Origin of the sequence: Rhizobium sp. LjRoot254 (assembly GCF_964254105.1) — a bacterium.
In the GTDB taxonomy this organism is placed as follows: domain Bacteria; phylum Pseudomonadota; class Alphaproteobacteria; order Rhizobiales; family Rhizobiaceae; genus Rhizobium_E.
In genome coordinates, this window is the sequence record NZ_CAXUSM020000001.1 from 5,484,130 (window position 1) to 5,506,981 (window position 22,852).

The 22,852-nt window shown below is 60.8% G+C and carries 19 protein-coding genes; all 19 read right to left on the reverse strand.

Translation table 11 applies throughout. The features are described 5' to 3' along the window. Positions 1–4 precede the first annotated feature (4 nt). The 19 genes from ACSQ26_RS27145 to ACSQ26_RS27235 all read right to left on the reverse strand — a co-directional run bounded on the left by ACSQ26_RS27145 (position 5) and on the right by ACSQ26_RS27235 (position 22,329). Positions 5–985 (reverse strand): ABC transporter permease, encoded by a 981-nt coding sequence (locus ACSQ26_RS27145; protein WP_436014489.1) that lies wholly within the window; start codon positions 983–985, stop codon positions 5–7. Next, positions 982–1,968 (reverse strand): ABC transporter permease, encoded by a 987-nt coding sequence (locus ACSQ26_RS27150; protein ID WP_436014491.1) that lies wholly within the window; start codon positions 1,966–1,968, stop codon positions 982–984. Before ACSQ26_RS27150 ends, ACSQ26_RS27145 begins: the two co-directional genes overlap by 4 nt. After that, positions 1,958–3,448 (reverse strand): sugar ABC transporter ATP-binding protein, encoded by a 1,491-nt coding sequence (locus ACSQ26_RS27155; protein WP_436014493.1) that lies wholly within the window; start codon positions 3,446–3,448, stop codon positions 1,958–1,960. The genes ACSQ26_RS27150 and ACSQ26_RS27155 overlap by 11 nt, the downstream gene beginning before the upstream one ends. An 84-nt stretch (positions 3,449–3,532) precedes the next feature. Further along, positions 3,533–4,591 carry a sugar ABC transporter substrate-binding protein gene (locus ACSQ26_RS27160; protein ID WP_436014495.1) on the reverse strand — a complete coding sequence of 353 codons (1,059 nt, stop codon included), beginning with the start codon at positions 4,589–4,591 and terminating at the stop codon, positions 3,533–3,535. A 158-nt stretch (positions 4,592–4,749) separates the two neighbouring features. Further along, positions 4,750–5,889: a LacI family DNA-binding transcriptional regulator gene (locus ACSQ26_RS27165; protein ID WP_436014497.1), complete on the reverse strand. Its 1,140-nt coding sequence runs from the start codon at positions 5,887–5,889 to the stop codon at positions 4,750–4,752. A 113-nt stretch (positions 5,890–6,002) separates the two neighbouring features. Next, positions 6,003–6,989: a phosphotransferase family protein gene (locus tag ACSQ26_RS27170; RefSeq protein ID WP_436014499.1), complete on the reverse strand. Its 987-nt coding sequence runs from the start codon at positions 6,987–6,989 to the stop codon at positions 6,003–6,005. A gap of 37 nt (positions 6,990–7,026) precedes the next feature. Further along, positions 7,027–8,643 carry an AMP-binding protein gene (locus ACSQ26_RS27175; RefSeq protein WP_436014501.1) on the reverse strand — a complete coding sequence of 539 codons (1,617 nt, stop codon included), beginning with the start codon at positions 8,641–8,643 and terminating at the stop codon, positions 7,027–7,029. A gap of 60 nt (positions 8,644–8,703) precedes the next feature. Next, on the reverse strand, positions 8,704–9,912 hold the full coding sequence (locus tag ACSQ26_RS27180; protein ID WP_436014503.1) for an acyl-CoA dehydrogenase family protein: 1,209 nt from the start codon (positions 9,910–9,912) through the stop codon (positions 8,704–8,706). A 7-nt stretch (positions 9,913–9,919) separates the two neighbouring features. Then, a complete protein-coding gene (locus ACSQ26_RS27185) occupies positions 9,920–10,678 on the reverse strand; it encodes an SDR family NAD(P)-dependent oxidoreductase (protein WP_436015489.1) in 759 nt (252 codons plus the stop codon). Between the two features lie 51 nt (positions 10,679–10,729). Continuing rightward, on the reverse strand, positions 10,730–11,917 hold the full coding sequence (bktB, locus tag ACSQ26_RS27190; protein ID WP_436014505.1) for a beta-ketothiolase BktB: 1,188 nt from the start codon (positions 11,915–11,917) through the stop codon (positions 10,730–10,732). 18 nt (positions 11,918–11,935) lie between these two features. After that, entirely contained in the window at positions 11,936–13,891 is a 1,956-nt protein-coding gene (locus tag ACSQ26_RS27195) for an acetoacetate--CoA ligase (RefSeq protein WP_436015490.1), read from the reverse strand. Between the two features lie 15 nt (positions 13,892–13,906). Then, a complete protein-coding gene (locus ACSQ26_RS27200) occupies positions 13,907–14,443 on the reverse strand; it encodes a flavin reductase family protein (protein WP_436014507.1) in 537 nt (178 codons plus the stop codon). Positions 14,444–14,465: 22 nt separating this feature from the next. Further along, the gene (locus tag ACSQ26_RS27205; RefSeq protein WP_436014509.1) at positions 14,466–15,542 is read right to left on the reverse strand and encodes an ABC transporter ATP-binding protein; all 1,077 of its coding nucleotides are present in this window, start codon (positions 15,540–15,542) and stop codon (positions 14,466–14,468) included. Then, entirely contained in the window at positions 15,529–16,653 is a 1,125-nt protein-coding gene (locus ACSQ26_RS27210; RefSeq protein WP_436014511.1) for an ABC transporter ATP-binding protein, read from the reverse strand. Before ACSQ26_RS27210 ends, ACSQ26_RS27205 begins: the two co-directional genes overlap by 14 nt. A 26-nt stretch (positions 16,654–16,679) precedes the next feature. Beyond that, positions 16,680–17,645, reverse strand: coding sequence for a carbohydrate ABC transporter permease (locus tag ACSQ26_RS27215; RefSeq protein WP_436014513.1), 966 nt, complete (start codon positions 17,643–17,645; stop codon positions 16,680–16,682). Then, positions 17,642–18,499: a carbohydrate ABC transporter permease gene (locus ACSQ26_RS27220; RefSeq protein ID WP_436014515.1), complete on the reverse strand. Its 858-nt coding sequence runs from the start codon at positions 18,497–18,499 to the stop codon at positions 17,642–17,644. Before ACSQ26_RS27220 ends, ACSQ26_RS27215 begins: the two co-directional genes overlap by 4 nt. A 98-nt stretch (positions 18,500–18,597) precedes the next feature. Further along, entirely contained in the window at positions 18,598–20,202 is a 1,605-nt protein-coding gene (locus ACSQ26_RS27225; protein WP_436014517.1) for an extracellular solute-binding protein, read from the reverse strand. Between the two features lie 78 nt (positions 20,203–20,280). Further along, on the reverse strand, positions 20,281–21,372 hold the full coding sequence (locus ACSQ26_RS27230) for an LLM class flavin-dependent oxidoreductase (protein WP_436014519.1): 1,092 nt from the start codon (positions 21,370–21,372) through the stop codon (positions 20,281–20,283). A gap of 237 nt (positions 21,373–21,609) precedes the next feature. Then, positions 21,610–22,329 carry a FadR/GntR family transcriptional regulator gene (locus ACSQ26_RS27235; protein ID WP_436014521.1) on the reverse strand — a complete coding sequence of 240 codons (720 nt, stop codon included), beginning with the start codon at positions 22,327–22,329 and terminating at the stop codon, positions 21,610–21,612. Between the last annotated feature and the right edge of the window lie 523 nt (positions 22,330–22,852).

Consider the following 22,852-nt stretch of genomic DNA (forward strand, 5'->3'; position numbering starts at 1 on the left):
CCTCCTAAAATGCAGTTTGATTGAATGTGCGGCGGGAGCCGGACCGGGACCCGCCGCGTTTTCTGAGCCAATAATCGAGAAGCAGCATGGCAAGCAGGATGCTGCCGATGACGATGCTTTCGAACGAACCGGCGATGCCGCCGAGGGAAACGGCGGTCGAGACCAGCCGGATAATGAACGCGCCGATCAGGACATTGATGACAGTGCCACGGCCGCCTTCGAGCGGCACACCGCCGACCACCGCTGCCGTGATGCCCGCCAACAGGAAACTCTCGAAGCCAAGGCCGGATGCAGAGCCCGAGCGCACTGCTGCAAGGATGCCGGCCAAGGCACCGAGCACGGCCGAACCGGCAAAGGCCACCATATAGACACGCGTCGTATCGACGCCCGACCCGCGCGCACGCTCGGCATGGCCGCCGACGGCATACATGGACAGGCCGGTGGTCGTGCAGCGCATCAGCACGCCGATGATGGCGACAACGCCGATACCGATCAGGCCGAGAACCGTGACTGGCCCCATTCGGATTACGAGAGCATCGGAGAGCCAGAAAAGACCGCCTGGGAGGATAGCGGGGCGCTGTGGCGCCATGACGAGAGCCAGTCCGCGCAGACCGATCAGCGTGCAGACGGTGAGAACCATGGAATTGATGCCGGTGCGGCCGATGACGTAGCCGATCGCCGCGCCGTAGACCGTCGCCACGCCCAGCGCCACCAGGATGCCGAGCAGCAGCGACACGCCGGCAATCTTCAGCGCGATGATTGCCGCGACCGCCGCGACCGAGGCGATCGAAAGGTCGAGCTGGCCGACGACCATGGTCAGCATGATGCCGGTGCCGATGAGCGCGATCAGGCCGACATTCTCGAACACCGAAGCCGCAGTCGCGATCGAAGCAAAACCGGGAACGGCGATACTCAGGCCCACGGCCAGAATGAGGGCGATGGCAATGCGGCCGTGCAAGCCGGCATCCAGTTTCAAACCGCTCATTTTCCACGCTCCTTCATCAGGGTGATGGTGAGAAGCACCGCGCCGGCCAAAAGGCCCTTGGCAAGTTCGCGCATTCCGGCATCGATGCCGAGCAACAGCATGATGTTGCCGAGCATGGTCAGCACGATGGCGCCAAGGCCGGCCCGCCAAAGCTGGCCTTCGCCGCCCTGGATGGCGATGCCGCCGACCAGGATGGCAGCAACAACGTCGATCGTCAGGCCGTCGAACATATCGCTTTTTGCTTGCGAAACCTGGCCCACCACCAGGATTCCAACCAAGGCTGCCATCAGCCCGGCGATGACGAAGGCGATGATGACGATACGCTTTGTGGGAACGCCGATCAGTTCCGCCGCTTTGGTATTGGCGCCTGTCAGGACAATTTGCCGGCCAAGTGTCGTCCGGCTCAGGAACCAGGTGCCGATCGCCAGTACGACGATGAATATCACTGCCTGGTTGGGGATGCCGAAGGTCAGGCCGCCGCCGATCGCCAGCATCGGGTTGTCCGAGAGCGTCAGCGTGCGGTTGTCGGCAAACCAGACCACCATGCCGAACAGCACCGATCCGAAGGCGAGCGTGGTGACAATCGGATTGAGTCCGCGCGACACGAGATAGCCCTGGACAAAGCCCAGTGCGGCGGCCAGCACGAAGACGGCGGCAACCGCGATCGCAAAGGGCATGCCCGCAAGGATCAGCGTGGCGAAGACGAAGGCGGCAGTCATGGCCTGTTGTTCGACCGCGAGGCTGACGAAGCGGCCGGAAATGGTGATGGCCGCCGTGCCGATGGCCGCGATGCCCGTGATCGCCGAGGCTTGTACGACGGCGATCAGATTGGGCGCGGTCGCAAAACCACGCACCGAGACCGTGGCGATCAGGCCGATGGCCAGTACGGGAACGAGGGGCGCCAACGGTCCCAGGTTATCCCAGCGCGAGCCCGCAAATGCGGGAATTTTGGCCATAGGCTTGTGCTTCGAATTAGTGGACATGCGACGCCCCATGGGTAATCAACGTCACGAGACTGTTGCGGTCGAGCTCTCCGGCCGCAGCGGTGCGCACAAGGCGGCGATCGTGAAAGACGAAGATGCGCTCGGAAAAGCCCAGCACTTCATCGAGGTCGGTGCTCGCAAACAGGATGCTGAGCCCCTCATCCGCCAGCGAACGCAGCAGCGTATAAATTTCGGCCCGCGCCCCGACATCGACGCCACGTGTCGGCTCCTCGAGCAGCAGCACACGCGGCTGCCGCGACAGCCATTTGCCGATCGACACTTTCTGCGCATTGCCGCCGGAAAGCGCCCTGACCTTACGCTGCCGATAGGCCGGCAGGATGGTCATTCGCTCGGCAATATCATTGACGCTACGGCTCAAGGTCTTGGAATTGGTCAGTTTCATCAGTCCGCGCGAGGCGAGCTGCGGGGCCGACAGTGTCTCCCAAACAGGCAGTTCGTGGAAGAAGCCGTCCAGTTGTCGATCATCAGAGCAATAGGCGATGCCGGCATCGGCGCGCGTGGCATGGCTTTGCCGTAACAGCGGCGTGCCATGGACATAAATGGCGCCGGCTTGCAACTCAGCCTTGCCGGCGACCGCCCGAATTGGCTCGACAAAGCCACTGCCAAGTTGGCCGCAGGTTGCGACGATTTCGCCGGCGCGGAGTTTCAGCGTCACCGGTGCCGCAAGCGCAGCGGTTTGCGTGGCATCGAGTTCCAGCGCCACGCTGCGGTCCCCGTACCGCGTTTCAGAGACATCCGGAAAAAGCTGGTCCAGTTCGCGGCCGATCATCGCCTGGACGATCCGCGGTATGCCTGCTGCCTTGACCGGGAACTGGTCGGCCAGTTTTCCATTCCGCAACACGACGGCCTGGTCGCAGATCTCTTCGAGTTCGTTCAATCTATGGGTGATGTAGAGAACGATGTTTCCTTCGCGCGCAAGCCTGCGAACCGCCTGATGCACGAGCGCGATGTCATGATCGGCAAGGGCGGCGCTCGGCTCATCCAGCACCAGCACGCTGGCGCTTTGCGACAGCATGCGGGCGACTTCGACCAACTGGCGCTCCCCGATCGAAAGCGCCGAGACCGGCGTCGCAGGATCAAGATGATCAAGCCCGAGCCGGGCGAGATAGGTCCGGCAGTCGGCGGCGGCTTTCCTGCGGGAGAGCCAGTGTCTACCACCCGTCAGCATGAAATTCTCGGCCACGGTGAGGTTCGGCAGCACGCTGATTTCCTGTTGCACGACCGCGACGCCTGCGCGCCGGGCACGGCCCGGCGTCGACAGGTCCACTGCCTTTCCATCAACACTGACCGAGCCGCTTGTCGGCGCGACAAGCCCCGACAAAATCTTGACGAGCGTCGACTTGCCCGCGCCGTTCTCGCCCAACAGGGCGGTCACACTGCCGCGCCCGGCGGAAAAACTCACATTCGACAGAGCGTGGATCGGTCCATAGGACTTCGAGATTCCACTCATCGCCAGCATCGTCGTCCTCCCTTGAATGATCGAAGGATGCAGAGCCGGCCCATACACATAACGGACGGACCAGCTCTGCTGCCTGCTTCGCGCTCAATAGACGCAATGGTCGTTGAAGGTCTGGCCCCAGAGCCTGAAGTTCTTCAGCACGTCGCCGGCCTTTGCAGGATCATTGCCCACCACGACCTGTGGGTTGGGAATGATGTTGACCTTGCTCGGCGGGAAATTGAAATCCGGCCGTGCGTCTGGCGTGTCCGGCGCGATGTAATCGCCGTCCTTGACCTGCTTGCCATACTCGAAATAGCGGGCCACAACATTGATCGAGAACCAGCCCTCAAGGCCTGCTGCCTGGACGCCGGTCGCAAACTCCTTCGCGGAACTGATCGCCGATATATCGGCAATGCAGGTGGCGCTGAGGAGATAGACATCCTTGCCCGGTGTAAGGCCTGCTTCTTCGAGCGCCTTGACCGCGCCGGTCACCGGACCATCGGACATGCCGTAGACGAAGTCGATGCCGCCGTCGCGAATGCTCGGGATCAGCTGGCTCATCGCCTTGTAGCCGCTGGCATTGTCGAAGCCAGCGAATTCGGTTCCGACAATATTGAACGGCTTGTCCTTGGTCGCATCCATGAAGCCCGTCTCACGATCATCGCCGGCTGAATAGCCCGGAATGAACTTGAGGATGACCATGTTGCCGCCGTCGGCGACCTGGCCGTTGAAGAAGTCGTTGACGCCAGCATAGGCAACGACGAGATCCTTGGCTTCGGGCTGGACACCCTGGATGACCTGGAAAACCGGCACGCCGCTACGGCTCAAGCGATTGAGGGTTGCGAGCCCGGCCTGGTTGTCAGCCGGCCACCAGACATAGGCCAGAGGCTGGTCAGGCATGCCGAGGCGTTGCTGCACCTGCGCATCCTGCTCGGTCTGATCGAAATTGTTTTCAATTACGGTGAGTTTATAATTGCCTTCCTTGGCGCTCTGTTCGGCTCCGCGGATCCATTGCGCGAGATAGGCATTGCTGCGACTCGGCATCAGCACGACGATTTCCTTGCCCTGGCCATCCAGCTTGCCATCGGCTTCCTGCGCGACGGCAGGAGCGGCAAAGGACAAGGCAAGCCCCATATAAAGGGCGTGTGTCATACGAAAGTTCATGGCTTCCTCCCAAAAACTCGACTCTATTTTATCAACGAGGCTAATTCTGTCAATCGATTGCATAAATTGCTTGGCAATTTTTCCTTCCATTTAGCTTCGTCAAAATTGCGATTTTGTCGGAGGGCCCAGAGCGTTCATTCGCAGGGCCCTTCGCTGCTCTAGGATGAGGCGCGAACCAGCAGGGACGGAGAAAATACACTGGTTTTCCAGCCATAATCCCGGTTTTCGATAAGGTTGCTCACCAGCCTGCTCGCATGCCTGCCCACCTCGACGGTGGGATAGTCAACAGTGCTCAGCGGAATCGCAAGAACACGCGACATCTGCGTATTGTTGAAGCCAACAATGGCCATATCTTCGGGGCAGCGATGGCCTTCCGACCGCAGCGCCTCCATCAGGCCAATGGCAATAGAGTCGTTATGGGCAAATATCGCGGTTGGCCGTGGATCAGCCGCCATGACCTGTGCGAAAACTTGCCGGCCTTCGGGCGTTGTCGCATTCTTCACCGCCAGGCCCGACGGAACTTCGGACAACCCGGATTGCTTGCAGACGCGTGAAAACCCGCGTGCGCGATTGCGGAATGTGGCCGCCGCGGTCGGTCCCTGGACCTGGCAAACGAATTTGTGCCCGCGCGCGGCGAAATGCGCGGCGACCATCGCCCCGCCTGCCTCATCGTCGCAAAGGGCGGATGGCAATTCAACGCCGCGAATGCTGCGGACAGCGAGCACGACAGGCACTTGCAGGGCCGCCAATTGCAGCGCTTCCGCCTGATCATCGCTCGCCGCCAGCGAAATAATTGCATCAACCCTGCGTGAGAGAAACCGGTGCAACAGATCCTGGGTGGTCGCCAGGTCGTCGCGTGTCTCGCCGATAAGCGGCGTCATGTGCAGTGCGCCATTGCCTTTGAGGTCGGCCATGATCTGCCGCATGACAGTGATGAAGGTCTCATTGCCAAGATCCGAAACGATGATGCCGACCGTATCCGTCCGGCCCTTTCTGAGCGCAGCCGCCGTCAGATCCGTCCGGTAACCCAGTTTCATCGCGGCTTCGCGAACTCTGAGCCGGGTTTCGAGTCCGACGAGATGCGATTTGTCCTCACTCAGCGCACGCGAAACCGTCGAGCGGTCAAGGTTAAGTGCCTTGGCCAGCTCTTTCATGTTCAGCCGCGAACCCTGGATGGGACTGTCATTCACGTTCAGGAACCTCCAATTGGCACGATCCTCCATCGTGCCATTATGTCGAGCATTCGCTCTCCATAGACCAGAGCAATATTTATGCAATCGATTGTTGTCAAGTGGCATCGGTCGCTGAACAGCGCATCCTCTCCGGATTTGGGGCGGGCTTTCGCCTATTCGACAGCAGGACATTTTTACTAACCACCTCTAATGTTATCGATGTAGTTCGGTTGAGCGGTTCAGGCCAGCGGGAGTTTGTCCTGCCTGATAACGGAAAGCGCCCTCGCAGCAAAACGCTCGGCCAGCGGCGCGACGTCGGCAGCGTTGGCGGCAGCGGCGTTGCCGGCCCGTGCCCTGTCGGCGATGCCGACGAAAATGACCGCGAACCGGAAGAGTGCGAAGGCGATATGAAAGGGCTGCAGCACCGCCGTCGGGATCGCCGTTGCGTAGTAGCGATCAAGGAACTCCGTTTCGGTCGGCAGGCCCAGCGCATCGGCGTCGAGACCAAGGATGCCGCCGTACTCATCCGGCGCCGTGTGCCATGGCATACAGCAAAAACCAAGATCGGCAAGCGGATGGCCGAGCGTTGAAAGTTCCCAGTCGAGAATTGCCACGATGCGTGGTTCGGTCGGGTGAAAGAGCATGTTGCCGAGACGGAAATCGCCATGTGCGATCGACACCGCGCCATTGTCCGGCGGCAGATTTTTCGGCAGCCAGTCAGCCAGGACATCCAGCGCGTTTATGCGCGTGCTCGGTGATTGCCGCCACTGCTTGGTCCAGCGCGCGATCTGCCGCTCGAAATAACTGCCTGGCCGGCCGTAGTCACCCAGTCCGATCTGGTCGGGTCGGAGCGCGTGCAGTTTCGCCAGCGCATCGGCCATGCCGAAATAGATGTCCTTGCGGGCTTCGGACGGCAGTTCCGGAAGCGCGCAGTCGGAAAACACCCGCCCCTCGACCCGTTCCATCAGATAGAAGGGTGTCCCTAGCAAGGCGGGATCTTCATGCAGCAGGATCGGCCTCGGCACCGGCACGCCGGTCGGATGGAGCGCGCTCAAGATCCGGAACTCTCGCTCGACCGCATGAGCGCCACGCAAGATCGGTCCCGGTGGCTTCTTGCGCAGCACCATGCGCTGGTCGCCAAGCGTGAGAAAATAGGTGGGGTTCGACTGCCCGCCGTTGATCCGCTCCAGCGCAAGCGTACCGGTCAACCCCAGTCTGTCCGCCATGAACGATGCCAGCGTCTCCGGATCAAAGTCAAATGTCTCAACCGGCATTGGGTGTCTCGTCTTCGCGGGCGATGTCGCGCAGCAGGAATTTCTGAATCTTGCCGGTCGCGGTCTTCGGCAGTTCCTGGAACAGGAATTTGCGCGGCTGCTTGAAGCTAGCCATCCGCTCGCGGCAAAAGCTTCTCAGTTCGTCGGCCTGAAGCCTGGCGCCTGTTCGCGCCTCGATGAATGCGACCGGAATTTCGCCCCATTTTGGATCGGGCGCCGCCACCACGGCTGCCATCAACACACCGGGATGCTGGTGCAGCACGCTCTCGATCTCGAGGCTGGAAATGTTTTCGCCGCCCGAGATGATCACATCCTTGGAGCGATCCTTGATTTCGATCTCGCCATCCGGGTGGACGACCGCCAGATCGCCGGTATGGAAGACGCCGTCGGCAAAGGCTTGCTCGGTCGCCTCCGCATCGCGATAGTAGCCCATCATCAGCGTATTTCCGAACAGCCTGATTTCGCCAGTCGCGATGCCATCGCGCGGCACGTCGCGGCCGCCGTCATCGACGACGCGAACACGGTTGGCCGTCAGATGTCGGCTGCCCTGCCGGGCGAGCAGTTCAGCCTTGGCAGGCACCGGCAGCCCGGCCTCATCCTTCGAAAGAAGTCGCATGGTCACCGGACCATAGGATTCCGTCAGCCCGTAGAGATGGATGAGATCGAAGCCGAGCGCGTCCATTTCGGCAATCAGTGCGCTCGTCGGCGATGCGCCGCCGGTGGCGACCGTAACCCGTCGAGCCGGGTCACAGTCGGCGCGGTCCGGATGGTTGAGGAGCATGTAGAGCACCACGGGCGCACAGGCCATGTGGCTGATCCCGTACTTGCCGATGGCTGCAAAGATCAGCGCCGGATCGGCGCGATCGAGGCAGACATGCAGGCCACCGGCGGCGGTGATCGCCCAGGTGTGGCACCAGCCGTTGCAGTGAAACATCGGCAGAATCCAGAGATAGCTGGATCTGTGGTCGAGTTTCAACGCGAAGAGGTTGCCAATGGCGTTCAAATAGGCCCCCCGATGGTGATAGACGACACCTTTCGGCCTGCCTGTCGTGCCCGATGTGTAATTGAGGCAGATTGGCTGCCATTCGTCGCCGACATCCGCCGGGAAATCGAGCGGCAGCACCAGGTCGCTATCGAGCAGATTGAGATCGCCCGTCGCGTCGGCAAAGCCGGTTTCCGAAAGCCTGATGATTGGCACGGCACACGCCTTGCCGGCTGCCGCGGCAACTGGATGGCACGCGGCGTCTGCAATCATCAGCCGGCTTTCGGAATGATCGAGAATATATTCCACCGTCGGCTGATCCAGCCGGGTATTGATCGAGTTCAAGACCGCGCCGACCATCGGCACTGCATAATGGGCGGCAAGCATCTCCGGTCGGTTGCCGCACATCAGCGAAACGACATCACCGGTGCCAACCCCCTGCTGCTTAAGGAACGCAGCCATGGCCGCGACGATGCTGCCGAAGGCGCCGTAGGTCCAATGGCGATCGCGCCATGCGACGCCAACTCGCTCCGGAAAGATATTGACCGCACGCTCCAGGAAATCGAGCGGCGTCAACGGCCGGTGGTTGGCCGCACGTCGAGCAAGATGGGGTTCCAGTCGCATTATATCCTCCCTTGCCAACAGGCTACGGCATCAAATGTTCGCCGGCGCAGCCGCCATGCGTCACGCAGCCTTCTCAACATCCCATCGCCAGAACGATCTCCCCTCGGCTTCCAATTGCCGATTGAGAACCATTTTGTGGACTTCGTCGGCACCATCGACCAGCCGCGCCTGGCGGGCATAGCGATAGATCCATTCGAGCACGGTGTCGGTCGAGTAACCGCGCGCGCCGTTGATCTGGATCGCGGTATCTGCGGCCTTGTGCAGGAGGTTGGCGACATGCACCTTGGCCATCGACACTTCCTTGCGGCCAAAGCCACCGCGATCGAGTTCCCAGGCGGCTTTCATCACCAGCAGACGGCCGATCTCGATATCCATGGCAAGATCGCCGAGCATCATCTGAATGCTCTCGCGATCGGCAAGGCGGACACCGAAACCGTGCCGTTCGGCGGCATATTCCATGGCGATCTCGACAGAGCGCTTGGATAGGCCGAGCCAGCGCATGCAATGCGTCAGCCGCGCCGGCCCGAGACGTATCTGGGTGATCTTCATGCCTTGGCCTTCGCCCATCAGCACGTTTTCGACCGGGATTTCCAACCCGTCGAATTCCAGTTCGCAATGGCCGCCATGTTCCTCGGGGCCCATGATGCCGATGCGGCGGACGATCCTCCAGCCCGGCTGGTCCTTGTGGAACAGGAAGGCCGTGAGGCCATGCCGGGCATCATCCGATGTTCGGGCAACGACAATGAAATGGCTCGCCTCGCCGGCACCGGTGATGAACCATTTGCGGCCGTGGACGACATATGTGTCGCCGTTTTTCACGGCTCGGGTCTGGATCATCGACGGGTCGGAGCCGCCGCCGGGATGCGGCTCGGTCATCGCAAAGGCGGACTTGACCCGGCCGTCCTCGATCGGCGTCAGCCAGCGCTCCTTCTGCTCCGGCGTCGCAACCCTATCCAGGAGCATCATGTTGCCGTCGTCGGGCGCGGCCGAATTGAAGCAGGCGGGGCCGAAGATCGAGCGGTTCATCTCTTCGTAGCAGACCGCCATGCCGACCCGGCCGATCGTCGGCCTTGCCGATCGCGGAAGCTGCAACGTCCAGAGCCCTTCCGCATGTGCCCGGGCCCGCATCGCGGCGAGCAGCTCAAGCGTTATATTGCCATGCTCGTCATAGGACGAGCGCTCGCTCTCGAGCGGCAACAACTCTCTTTCGACGAACCGGGCGATCCTCGCCCTGAAATCCTCGACAATTGGGGAAATCTCGAAGTTCATGAAACCCTCACAAGGATGAGACGAGGTGGCCGCCATCGACCACCAGCGCCGAGCCGGTCATGTAGCTGCCTGCATTTGAGCAAAGCAGCAAAAGCGGTCCGTCAAGTTCTTCGGCCATGCCCAGCCGACGAGTGGGGATGCGGTTGACCAGCGCCTTGCCTGCCTCGGTCTGGAAGAAATCCTGGTTGATCGGCGTCTCGATATAGCCGGGGCAAAGTGCGTTGACGCGGATGCCGTAGCGTGCCCATTCGAGCGCCATTGACTTCGTCAACTGGATGGCAGCTGCCTTCGATGCGGCATAGGCCGAGAGATTTCCGGCCACCCGGAGGCCGAGGATCGAGGCGATGTTGACGATCGACCCGCCATTGCCCTGCGCTTTCATGCGCTGCGCCGCCGCCTTGGCAACGAGGAACACACCGTTCAGGTTGGTGGCGATCACCGCGTTGAAATCCGCCTCGCTCTGGTCGATTGCCGCCGCACCACCGCTGATGCCGGCATTGTTGACCACGATATCGATATTGCGACGGATCGCGGCAAAAGCCTCGGCAACACTGTCGGCCCGGGTGACATCCAGATCAATGGCCTCGGCGCTGCCGCCCTGCGATCGGATTTCTTGGACAGCGCTGTCGAGCTTGTCCCGGCTGCGGGCAGCGAGCATGACATGCACCTTCCGCTTTGCCAGGGCCTCAGCGAAATGCAGCCCGAGCCCACCGGAGGCACCGGTGACGATGGCGGTCTTGCCGGCAAGATCTTCAAACAAGGCGATACCCTCCCGCTGATCCAACGCGCGGCGATACAGCCTCACTGCGTCTCATATTCATGCCGCGATACTTTCGATGATCACGGCGATGCCCTGTCCGCCGCCGATACACATGGTGGCAAGACCGCAACGCCCGCCAATGCGCCTGAGTTCATAAACCAGCTTGATCAGAATGATGGCACCGGAAGCACCGACCGGATGGCCAAGGGCGATCGCGCCGCCGTTCGGATTGGTCTTCTCAGTGGGAAAACCAAGTTCGCGGGCGACCGCGCAGGCTTGCGCGGCAAAGGCTTCGTTGGATTCGATGACATCGAGATCGGCGATCGACAATGCGGCCCGGGACAGCGCCTGCCTGACCGCCGGGATCGGCCCGAGTCCCATGACATCGGGTGCAACCCCGCCCAGACCATAGGCGACGATACGTGCCATCGGCTTGGCGCCTCTTGCTTCGGCGGCGCCTTGCTCCATCAGCACAAGCGCTGCCGCGGCATCGTTGATGCCGGACGAATTGCCGGCCGTGATGGTTCCGTCTTTCTTGAAAGCGGGCCTCAGACCGGCGAGATCGGCTTCGGTCGTATCGCCACGGACATATTCATCCGTATCGAACACCCGCTCGTTCCTGCCGCTGCCGACGCTGATCGGCAGGATCTGCTGTCGGAACCGCCCTTCGGCGATAGCCTTGGCGGCACGCTGCTGCGATGCGAGCGCGATCTCGTCCTGATCCTGTCTCGATATGCCGACCCGTGCGGCGACATTTTCGCCGGTAACGCCCATATGGCCCGCTCCGAATGGATCCTGCAGCGCGCCGAGCATCATATCGACGGCTGTGACGTCGCCCATCCTGGCGCCGAAGCGCGCCGCGCTGAGCAGATGTCCGGTGCGGCTCATGTTTTCGGCGCCGCCCGCAAGCGCGATATCGGCATTGCCGAGCAGGATCTGCTCCGCGGCCGTCACGACTGCCTGCAGACCGCTGCCGCAAAGGCGGTTCACCGTCAACGCCGGCGACGTCGCCGGCACACCGGCGTTGATTGCGGCAACCCGGGCGAGATACATGTCCTTCGGCTCGGTATGGATGACATTGCCGAACACGGACTGCTGAATGTCCGCCGGGTCACAGCCGGCGCGCGCGATGGCCTCTCTGGCAACCGCCGTCGCCAGTTCCGTGGGCGGCTTGCCGGCCAGCGATCCGCCAAAGCTGCCTATGGCAGTGCGCACGCCCGAAATGATGACAACCTGACGGTTCATGACAAGTTCCTTCGTTGATCAGACACCTAGTTCCGGCAGTGCTTCGAACAGCCTCAGCGCCTCGGGATTGACGAGTGCATCCTGATTCTTCACCGAAAGCCCGTGAACGATATTGCGCACCGCAAGCTCGCTGATTTTCCCTGATTTGGTGCGCGGGATATCGGCGACAGCGACCACGCGCGCCGGAACGTGCCGTGGCGAAAGATTGTCGCGGATCATGAGGCGGATCCTGCCGCGCAGATCTTCGTCCAGCGTCACGCCGGCCGCCAGGCGCACGAACAACACGGTGCGGACATCGTTGTCCCAATCCTGGCCGATGCAGACGGCTTCGATCACCTCGGGCATCCGTTCGACTTGGCTGTAGATCTCCGCCGTGCCGATCCTGATGCCGCCGGGATTAAGCGTCGCATCGGAACGGCCATGGATGATCATGCCGCCATGTTCGGTCCATTCGGCGAAATCGCCATGGCACCAGACATTGGGAAACCTATCGAAATAGGCGTTGTGATACTTCGCGCCGCCGGCATCGTTCCAGAACCTTACCGGCATGCAGGGAAAGACCTTGGTGCAGACGAGTTCACCCTTGCCGCTTCTCAGCGGCACGCCGTCGTCGCCCCAGACATCGACGGCCATGCCGAGTCCTGGCCCCTGGATCTCGCCGCTCCACACCGGCTTGATCGGGATACCGGTGACGAAGCCCGAGACGATGTCGGTGCCGCCCGAAATCGAGGCGAGATGCACGTCCTGCTTCACCGCATCATGGACATAGTCGAAGGAAAGCGACGACAGCGGTGAGCCGGTGGAAAAAATTTCCCGGATCGTCGCAAGGCTATGGGTATCCATCGGCCTGACACTGGACTTCCTGAGCGCGTCGATAAATTTCGCCGAAGTGCCGAAATGCGTAAATTTCTCGGCATCCGCATAGTCAAACAGCGTGTTGGAGTCGGGATAACCCGGCGAACCGTCGTAGAGGATCAACGTCGCGCCCGATGCAAGGCCAGTTACCAGCCAATTCCACATCATCCAGCCCAGTGTGGTGAAATAGAAGAAGCGGTCGCCCTCTTGAATATCGGCATGCAGCCGGTGTTCCTTGACATGCTGGATCAGCGTGCCGCCGGCGGAGTGGACGATGCACTTGGGGACGCCCGCCGTGCCGGATGAGAACAGGATATAGAGCGGATGGGAAAAGGGCAGCCGCTCGAAACGCAGCGGCGCCTCGACAAACGGCGCGATCAGCCCTTCAAGGCTAGTAGCGCCCGCAATGCTGCGGGCGACGGCATCGGCATCGCCTGTATAGTTGATGATGATCGTCCGTCGCGGTTTCAGTTCGGCGGCGATCGCTGCCACCTTGTCGCCGATCTCGATGGTCGTGCCATTATACCGGTAGCCATCGCAGGCGATGAAAAGCCTGGGCTCGATCTGCGCGAAGCGGTCGAGCACGCCCTGCCTGCCGAAATCCGGCGAGCAGGACGACCAGATCGCCCCGAGCGAGGCCGCGGCCAGCATGCAGGCGATGGCTTCCGGCAGGTTCGGCAGCATGGCCGCCACCCGATCGCCGGCCTGCAACCCCGCCTCGGCGAAGGCCTGCTGCAGCCGCGAGACCCGCGCACGCAACTCATCCCAGGACATGCGGTTTCGGTATCTGTCCTCGCCACGGAAGACGATCGCGTCATCCGGGCCGGTTTTCCACAGCAGGTTCTCGGCAAAGTTCAACCGCGCATCCGGAAAGAACGAGGCGCCCGGCATGCGGTCGCCATCCGACAGTACAGTCTCACCTCGCTCGCCGCGAACGCCGCAATAATCCCAGACGAGCGACCAGAAGGCCTCGCGGTCATCCACCGACCAGGCGTGCAGCGCATCGTAATCCGCGAACGTCCGGCCCGCCGCCGTTCCGGCAGCAGCCATGAAATCCGCAAGCGCCGTCGCTTGCACGCGTTCGGCGGAAGGTATCCACAATAGCTGGTTGGACAACATGCTCATCTCGATGGTTCAAAGCGTCGCGTGATAGTCGAGCGGATTGGCGGCGAGCGAAATTTCGTATTGCCCGCCGCCATAGAGAAGCGGGGTGCCATCGCCGACGTCGATGCCGACAACCTGGCCGAAGAAGATATCGTGCGTCCCGACGGTGACGACCTTAATGACCTCGCAGGCGAAGCTAGCCAGGGCATCCTCCAGGATCGGAACGCCCAGCGCGCCTTGCTGCCAATCGCCGTGCTCGAACCGCGCCTCACCGGAAAGCCCGGACGAAAAGCGATCGGCGAGATGGCGATGCCGGGGCCGCAGGAGGTTCACGCCGAAACTGCCGCTCTGCATGATCTGGTCATGGATACTGGCGCCGAGATTGATGCCGACCAGAAGGATAGGCGGTTCGGCGCTGACGGAACAGACGGCCGTGGCGGTCATGCCGTTGCGGCCAAGTTCCCCACCGGCCGTGATCAGCGATACGGAGGAGGAGAGCCGGCGCATGCCTTTCCTGAAGTCGCTGTTCAGCACGGCGCTCGGTCTCACTTTATCTTGCGTTTCCATCGCTATCTCCCGGATATCTCCTTCAGCGCTGCCCATTGAGCAGCAGGTTGGCACCGTTGATCGGATCGAATGCGTGGCAGTGGCTTGGATCGACATGCAGGTTTACCTCCTGGCCGAGCGGGAATTTCGCGTGCCCGCGGACCTGGGCCTTTAAAATGGTGTCGCCCGCGATGATATCGACGATGGAAAAGGCCCCGAGCGGTTCGGTTTCGAAAATGCTGAAGCCGGACGGTTTTTGCCCCGGCATTGCGCTCGAGACGGCAACGTCTTCCGGGCGAATTCCAAGTATGATCCTGCCATCGATCAGGCCCGCGAGCGGCAAATCAAGCGCGATCCCGTCGGCTTGGAAACGACCCGATCGCACAGTGCCCTCGATGAAATTCATCGGTGGGGAACCGACGAGTTCCGCGACGTATTTCGAGACCGGCCGGTTGTAGATGTCATCCGGCGAACCGATCTGGGCAACCCGGCCCTTCCAGATGATTGCCATCCGGTCGGCGATCGACATGGCCTCTTCCTGATCATGGGTGACGTAGACGAGCGTGTGGCCGACTTCACGCTGCAGCCGCTTGAGCTCGACGCGCATTTCCTCGCGCAGGCGGGCATCCAGCGCCGCGATCGGCTCATCCATCAGATAGGCGCTCGGCTTGCGCACCAACGCCCGGCCGATCGCCACGCGCTGGCGCTCGCCTCCGGAAAGCTGGCCCGGCAACTTATGAAGCAGTGGCAATATATGCAGCTTCTCGGCGACATTGCTGATTTGCGCGTCGATGACGGCCTGCGTCTCGTGCCGCTCCCTGAGCGGAAAAGCCATGTTCTCGCGCGCCGTCAGATGCGGAAACAGCGCCAGGTTCTGGAACACCATGGCGAGGTCGCGGCTTGCCGGCGGCGAGTCGGTGACATCCCTGCCGCCAATCAGCACCTTGCCGCTATCGGGATGGGCGAGCCCGAGCAACAGCCGCAGGATCGTGCTCTTGCCGGAACTCGGCGGCCCGAAGATACAGAAGAATTCATTGTTCTCGATGCGGAGATCGATGCCATCGACCGCAATCGTCTTGCCATAGGCCTTGGTGACACCGACGAGCTCAAGCGTGGACATGCAATTCTCCTGTCCTGAGAGCTGCACCGCTCGCCCGATCGAAAAGGTGGCATTTGCCTTCCGGCATGAAGATCTTGTGCATCTCACCCAGACCGGTCCTGAACCTTTTTTCGGTTATCGCCTTCATCCGCACGCTGCCCGCGCCGAAATGGATCGTCGTCCGCGGTCCGATAGGTTCGACGAAGGTTGCCGGCAGCAGCAGGCCGGGGCGTTTGTCGCCGGCCGATGCAAGCTCGATATCCTCCGGTCGCACGCCAAACACCACGTCCGGTGATTTGGCCCATTGCAGAGATCGGGCGAGCGGGCTATCGGCCGAGACCGGCAAGGATCCTGCCTCCTTGAACGTCAGTGCCCGGTTGCCGCCTTCGCCCCCGATGACTGCCGGGATCAGGTTCATGCTCGGGCTGCCCATGAAATTGGCGACGAAGGTGTTGGCCGGCGAATTGTAAACCTCTTCGGGCGTGCCGAACTGCTGCAGCACGCCGTTGTTCATGACGGCGATCCGATCGGCGAGGCTCATTGCCTCGATCTGATCATGGGTCACGTAGACCATGGTCTGCTTGAGGGCGTGCTGCAGATGCTTGAGTTCGGTGCGCATGAAGGCACGGAAGGCGGCATCGACATTCGACAAGGGTTCATCGAGCAGGAAGATCGCCGGTTCGGCAATGGCGGAGCGGCCGATCGCCAGTTTCTGCATCTCGTTGACGCTGAGGCGCGCCGACGGCCGGTCCAGCTTGTCGGAGAGACGCATGAGATCGGCGATGGCCACGACCCGCCGGTTGATTTCCTTTCCGGGCAATCCCCGGACCCGGAGCGCGAATGCGAGATTTTCCCGCACACTCAGATGCGTGAAGATTGCATAATTCTGAAAGACGAAGCCGATGCCACGCTTGTTGGCTGGCAGGCCGGATATGTCGCGGCCATCGAAGCGGATTTCACCTGATGTCGGATGCTCGATGCCGGCGATCATGTTCATCGTCGTCGACTTGCCGCAGCCGGACGGGCCAAGCAGCGCCACGAACTCGTTGTCGCGGACGTTGAGCGTCAGATCGTTCACTGCCTTGGCGGAACCGAAGGTCTTGCTGAGATTGATGAGTTCGATGGATGCCATTATCTCTAGAATTCCTGCATTTCGGACTAAACCGCGCCGAGTGCGCGGCGGCGGGCGGCCACCTTGATGGCGGCTACCAGGCCGAGCGCGATCAGCGACATCGTGAGCACGATGGTGAGGCCAAGCGCCGACACATAGGCCCATTCGAGATCGCTATAGGTCCGCTTGTAGATGTAGAGCGACAGCGTTTCGGTAGCGACGCCGGGGCCGCCCCTGGTCATGATATACATGATATCGAACAGCTTCAGGCCTTCGATGAAGCGGATGCCGATGGCAATCGCCATCACGGCCTTGATCCGCGGAATCGAGATCCGCCACAGCACCTGGGCGGAGTTGGCACCCAGCAGGCGCGCAGCCTTGATCTGGTCTTCCGGCACCGACATCAGGCCGGCAAGCATGATGAGGAACACCATCGGTGTCCATTGCCAGACTTCGCCGATAATCACCGCGACGAGTGCGAGGTTTTCGTCTGCGAGCCACACGACCTCGAACGGCTGACCGATCAACGCCGAGATGATCTGGTTGATAGGTCCCGTACTCTGAAACAGCATCAGGAACATGTAGCCGGCCACCGCCGGCACCACCATCATCGGCATCAGCACGAGCGTGTAGTAGACCGGCCGCATCCGGAACCTGTCTACGAACAGCAACGCCAGCCCGAAGCCAAGCACGAATTCGAACGCCACCGCGATACAGACGATGAAAAGCGTGCGCAGCAGCGCATTGATGAGCTTCTGGTCGCTTACGATCGAAACATAATTATCGAACCAGGCGAAGGACCGGTAGGCCTCGGTCCAGGGAATGCCATCAAGCGGCGTCCACCAGGTCAGGCTGATATAGACCGTGACGATAGTCGGAAAAACGATGATGAAGACCAGTAGCAATTGGGCCGGCAGCGTGGTGAGCAGGCCGATCTGGGCGCTCTTTTTCGCGCCCATGGCCTCGACGAGCTTGCCGGCATTGGCGGTGGCGGATGCGTTTACGCTGCTCATTGCTTCAGCGCTCCAAAAGTCAGGCCGCGCACCAGATGCCTCTGAATCAGGATGCCCAGGATCAATGGCGGGATGATCGCAATCAGTCCGAGAGCGGCCTTCGCGCCATAGAGCTGGCCGGTCTGGGCGGTATTCAGGTCATTCATGAACACCGGAATGGTGATCCATTCCTTGCGCGTCAGCAGCAGCGCCATAATATAGTCCGACCAGTTGAGGATGAACACAAACAGTGCCGTGGTGGCGATTGCCGGCTTCACCAGCGGCAGCGTGACCTTGTAGAAAATACCCCAAGGGCTGGCGCCCTCAATCATCGCCGCTTCCTCGAGCTCGACCGGCACCTCATCGAGGAAGGTCAGCATCAGCCAGAAGCCGAATGGCAGGGTGACGATCCCGTAGATCAGGGCCAGGCCCCACCAGGTGTCTATGAGATCGAGATAGGCCCACATGATCATGATCGGGATCATCACGGCGAGCGGTGGAAACATCCGAAGCTGGATAAGTGAGAACGGCAGGTTCTTGCCATATCTGTGCCTGGAAAACCCATAGGCTGCGAGCGATCCCACCACGGTCGCAATGATCGTGGCGACGGAGGACACCAGAATGCTTGCCATGACCGGCTGAAAAGCAGTCCGCTCCATCATGGTCGAGGTGCCATAGGCTTCGCTCTTGCCGGTAAAGATATACTCGAAATTCGCCCAGGTCGGCTCCTTGGGCAGCCAGGTCACGGTGCCCGCGGCGCTGGTCCATTCGAGCGGCGGTTTGAAAGCCATGCTGGCCATCCATGCGATCGGAAACAGCGCGATGGCAACGGCCAGAACGATCACCAGGTGACGGAAGATATCCTTGATTCTCATCGACGAACCGCTCTCTTGGATCAACTGCATCGTGGCCGCACCGGGGTGGGCGCGGCCACAGCCCTCCCGCCAGGCGGGAGCGCATTTTTGCTTTCGTCCTATTCCACCAATGTCGGCCAAGCCGCGGCCTGGGCGCGGATCGAGGCGACCGTCTCGTCCTTGCGCTTGGAGATGATCTTCGTCCAGGATTTCTCCGTGGCCGCCATCGCCTCCTCGGCCGTCATCTTGCCGGTCAGCGCCGCCTGCAGGTTTTCGTCGAGCGCGTTGTCGAGAGCGGCCTGTCCGGCGAAGTTGATCGAAGGCACCGCACGGGCAATCGTCTCGCGGATCGGATCCATCATGTACTCGTTGACGTTCTTGCGGACGTTGGGATCCTGGAGATTGGCGAGCTGGAACGGATCGCAGCCCCCGACCGGATTGCCGCAGAGACGGCTGTAAGTGCGGGTCGAGCTGATATATTGCAGGAACAGATAGGCCGCTTCCGGGTTCTGCGACTTCGCCGCGATCGAGGCCGTGACATTGAAATAGATCACCGAGCGACGGACAAGCTTGCCATCCACCTTGCTGCCGACCGGCGCCCAGGCGGAAAGCTTGCCTGTCAGCGGCGATGCCGGCTTGCCATCGGTCATCTTGTCGTTGATGGCGGCCATATTGGAATAGGTCATGGCCATGCAGGCCTTGAGATTTGCCATGGCGCCATATTGCTCGGCCCAGCCCCAGGTCAGATTGTCTTTCGAGGTCCACTGCGCGCTCTTGATATGGGCTTCCGCAGCCTTGATGCCTTCCGGCGTGGTCAGCGTCGGATTGGCATCGTCGTCAAGCCAATGATTGTTGGGCGCCTTCATCGATGCAAAGCGGGCATAGAAGTTCGACAGACCCCAGAACGGTCCAAGCAGATTGGCGTGACCCATACCCTGGCCATGGAAGTATTCGGATATATTGTCGATCTCGTCCCAGGTCGTCGGCTGGGCCGGAATGTCGTAGCCGAATTTCGACTTGAAGGCGGCCATATGGGTGGCGTCGGTCATCAGATCCTTGCGGTATTGCCAGCAGACGAAATCGCCATCGAGCGAAGCCACATAGTTCGAGCCGTTATATTTGTAGAGCAGCTCGCGAATCTGCGGTGTCGGGGTGCCGCGCTCCGGATCGCCCCAATCGGGCTGGTACTTCGCAACATATTCATCAAGGTTGAGTGCACCCTTGGAACTGACGAGGTCGCCGATATTGTTCCAGGAATGGGTGTAGAGGTCATAGGTGCCGTCGCCGGTCGTGACGTCCTGCAGCACTTTCTTCCAGATTTCGCCGGCTTCCGTGCTGACGATGTCGAGCTTGATGCCGGTTTCACGTTCCCAGGTTTCCTTGACGGATTCGCCGCCTCCTGGCGGAGGGCTGATCAACTGCGGCACACAGGATGCGACGAACAGCAGCGTCAGCTTCTCGGGCGCCTTGCCGGCGGCCTTCAGAGCCTTGATGCCGTCCAGCGCGCGGCCTTCGGACATGCCGGAATTGTATTGATAGAGTTCCGAGCCGGAAAAGTTGGTCGGGCCGCCGGTCATGCCGGAAGCGAGGCCCTCCGCATAGGCATTGCGGGTGCCGAACAGACCCGGTGGCGCAAAGGCGCCCAGGGCTACAGCTCCCGTGCCGGCCATGAAGGTGCGGCGGCTCGGCCGCAACACGCTGGATAGACTCTTGGAATCACTCATAGTTTCCTCCCTTGGTTAAGATAATTGACAACCTGACCGGCGCCGCTCTCCCGCGGCGCTCCTCCCGATCGATGATTGTCAGGCGGCCTTCGCTTCCATGTTGAGTTTCGGAAGCACTTCGGTTTTCAGAGCGGTGAGCGATTCCCGGTAGGACGTCATTTCCTCCAGATGATCGTAGCCGACATGCAGCAGCGTGCCGAAATCGCCGACCTTGTCGCGGAGCCTGGCGAGTTTTTCGGCAACCGTGCGCGGGCTGCCGACCGCCCAGACATTGTCGGCGAGATATTCGACCGTGACGTCCGAGTCCGGCACCGACTGGTCGTGCTTGCAGGCGCCGATCGCCCCCAGCCTGGCGAGCAGCGGCAGCATGTAGTTCTTCCAGCTTTCGCCCATCGAGCCATTGATGCAGAGCTTGCGGGCTTCGGCATCGGTTTCGGCGACATACATTTCGACGCCGATGCGCCATCTCGACCGATCCGCCGGCTTGCCCGAGGCTTCCGCGCCTTCCTGGAAAGCCTTCCAATGTGACACGAGATAATCCGGGCTCCAGGCAAGGCTCATCGGCAGAAAGCCGCGCAGGCCCGCGAAACGCAGCGTCGGCGACGATTCGCTGAGGCCGGCGATGGCGATATCCGGATAGGGCTTGGTGAACGGCTCCATGTGATAGGCCAGGCCCATTTCCGGCATGCCGACCGGGCGACCGCCCTTGTAATAGTGACCCTCATGCTTGAACGGTCCGTCGCTGGTCCAGAACTTCACCATCAAGTCGAAGGCTTCGACCATCATGTCGCGGTTCTCACCGGCAGCGCCATCGACGCCGAACAGGTCGCAATCCGTCGGCAGGCCACCGGCGCCGATGCCGACCATGAAGCGGCCGCCAGAGATATGATCCAGCCACATGATGCGATGCGCTAGCTCGGCGGGTAGATGATAGGGCAGCAGAAACGCGCCGGCACCGAGCCGGATCTGCTTGGTTTTGACGAACGCCTGGGCAATCAGGATGTCAGGGCACGAAAGCGGCTCACGCTTGCAGGTGTAATGCTCGCCGACCCAGGCTTCGCTATAGCCGATGCCATCGATGAATTCCAAAGTGTCGAGATTGTGTGCATGCGCATCCGCATAGCGCCGATGCTCCGGGTGGTTGGGCATCATGAAATAGCCAAGGTTCATCGCGCGTTTCCTCCCATGCGACCACTGCAAATTTTCAACGAGCTCCTCAACCCGCTGTCGATTCAACTATCATATAGACCCATTGTCCGACAATGGGTCTACGCAAAGATTTTCATTCGCAGGCATACACAGCGGGAGCGATTTGGCCTTTGGAAGACAGCGACGCACTCGCTCGCATGGGCATGTCGCACCAGCCGAGAAAGAATTGATAACAATGTCAGTGAGTTGATTTACTGCTCAGTTCGAGCCGTCTGTGTTCGGAAGACGGACGGGGCCGTAAAAGTCAAAGCCGGCAAACACATGGCCTCGCTTGAAATCCTCGATATGTTTGCGCATCCAGGTTTCCGCCGTGTCGGCATCGCCACCAGCGATTGCTTCATAGATTTTCCTGTGTGCCTCGAGCAAGCGGTAGCGGGCCTTCGGCGAACTCCGATAGAGCCGCTTGGTGGATGAATAAAGAAGTAGGCCCAGCGGCTCCTCGGACAGGGCTAGAACCCGGTTTTGCGTCGCCTGCGACACCAGGCTGTGGAATTCGACATCTAGCCGTATGATGGTGGCATCGTCATGAAGCCGCGCTTCCGTCTCCCGGACGTTTTGCGCCAGCAAGGCGAGGATGTCCTTTGGCGCGCGCTGCGCGGCATAACGGGCCGACAATGGCTCGAGGGCAAGCAGCATTTCCCAAAGCTCGGAAAAAGTCACGCTCAGCAAGCTCATGGCGCGGCTTGTATACTGGGCCATTTCAGCGCTTTCGGGAATGCTGACGATCAGTTTCTTGGCGCCTGCACGCTTGATGAATCCGACATTTTCCAGTGCCCGCAGACCCTCGCGCAGCGTCGAGCGGTTGACGCCGAGTTGTTCGGCAAGCACATGCTCCGTCGGCAGCGCATCGCCGGGTTTGATCTTGCCACTGATGATCTGCTCTTCGATCGCCAGCGTCACCCGCTTATAGTTGGGCATCGAGTCAATCGCATCAAAGAGTGCCTTCGCCGCCATCGTGCTGCCTGAAACTTTCAAATTGCAGGTCTGGCCAAGACGTTCCTAAGACCTGCCGTGATATTCTTTAACAGCCGAAACATCGGCTATGGTGCCAAGAGAGGGTTTCCTTATCCACAAACCGTTGGAGTTACAACCGATACCGGCCGAAACCCGTGGTTCGAATAGCGTTGTCCAACGTCAATTAGCACGTTCTCGGTGAATCGGTATCAGAGATCTCGTTGTTAATTTCCGCTGAGAATTGACCCGGTACTGGAGTGAACCTCTGCGGCCAGATCACGAGGACGAGAAAAACTGACGCGCGTTCTGGGCCTTTAAGGGAGAGGGCCCGCCTCGTGGGGTATTTGATCGGAAGTGGAAACGATTCACGCATTTGGCAAGGGTTTCTGGGCGAGAATTACAAGCCTCGGTATGATCAGGCCCCCGGCAACCAAATTCCACATAACCAAAAGCCGTCAACAGAAATGCGGCGGGCTTTTTGTTGGCG

Coding starts and splice junctions, on each gene's coding strand:
- ACSQ26_RS27145 (WP_436014489.1), bottom strand. CDS start 985: ATGAGCGGTTTGAAACTGGATGCCGGCTTGCACGGCCGCATTGCCATC.
- ACSQ26_RS27150 (WP_436014491.1), bottom strand. CDS start 1,968: ATGTCCACTAATTCGAAGCACAAGCCTATGGCCAAAATTCCCGCATTT.
- ACSQ26_RS27155 (WP_436014493.1), bottom strand. CDS start 3,448: ATGCTGGCGATGAGTGGAATCTCGAAGTCCTATGGACCGATCCACGCT.
- ACSQ26_RS27160 (WP_436014495.1), bottom strand. CDS start 4,591: ATGAACTTTCGTATGACACACGCCCTTTATATGGGGCTTGCCTTGTCC.
- ACSQ26_RS27165 (WP_436014497.1), bottom strand. CDS start 5,889: ATGCCACTTGACAACAATCGATTGCATAAATATTGCTCTGGTCTATGG.
- ACSQ26_RS27170 (WP_436014499.1), bottom strand. CDS start 6,989: ATGGCGGACAGACTGGGGTTGACCGGTACGCTTGCGCTGGAGCGGATC.
- ACSQ26_RS27175 (WP_436014501.1), bottom strand. CDS start 8,643: ATGCGACTGGAACCCCATCTTGCTCGACGTGCGGCCAACCACCGGCCG.
- ACSQ26_RS27180 (WP_436014503.1), bottom strand. CDS start 9,912: ATGAACTTCGAGATTTCCCCAATTGTCGAGGATTTCAGGGCGAGGATC.
- bktB (WP_436014505.1), bottom strand. CDS start 11,917: ATGAACCGTCAGGTTGTCATCATTTCGGGCGTGCGCACTGCCATAGGC.
- ACSQ26_RS27195 (WP_436015490.1), bottom strand. CDS start 13,891: ATGTTGTCCAACCAGCTATTGTGGATACCTTCCGCCGAACGCGTGCAA.
- ACSQ26_RS27200 (WP_436014507.1), bottom strand. CDS start 14,443: ATGGAAACGCAAGATAAAGTGAGACCGAGCGCCGTGCTGAACAGCGAC.
- ACSQ26_RS27205 (WP_436014509.1), bottom strand. CDS start 15,542: ATGTCCACGCTTGAGCTCGTCGGTGTCACCAAGGCCTATGGCAAGACG.
- ACSQ26_RS27210 (WP_436014511.1), bottom strand. CDS start 16,653: ATGGCATCCATCGAACTCATCAATCTCAGCAAGACCTTCGGTTCCGCC.
- ACSQ26_RS27215 (WP_436014513.1), bottom strand. CDS start 17,645: ATGAGCAGCGTAAACGCATCCGCCACCGCCAATGCCGGCAAGCTCGTC.
- ACSQ26_RS27220 (WP_436014515.1), bottom strand. CDS start 18,499: ATGAGAATCAAGGATATCTTCCGTCACCTGGTGATCGTTCTGGCCGTT.
- ACSQ26_RS27225 (WP_436014517.1), bottom strand. CDS start 20,202: ATGAGTGATTCCAAGAGTCTATCCAGCGTGTTGCGGCCGAGCCGCCGC.
- ACSQ26_RS27230 (WP_436014519.1), bottom strand. CDS start 21,372: ATGAACCTTGGCTATTTCATGATGCCCAACCACCCGGAGCATCGGCGC.
- ACSQ26_RS27235 (WP_436014521.1), bottom strand. CDS start 22,329: ATGCCCAACTATAAGCGGGTGACGCTGGCGATCGAAGAGCAGATCATC.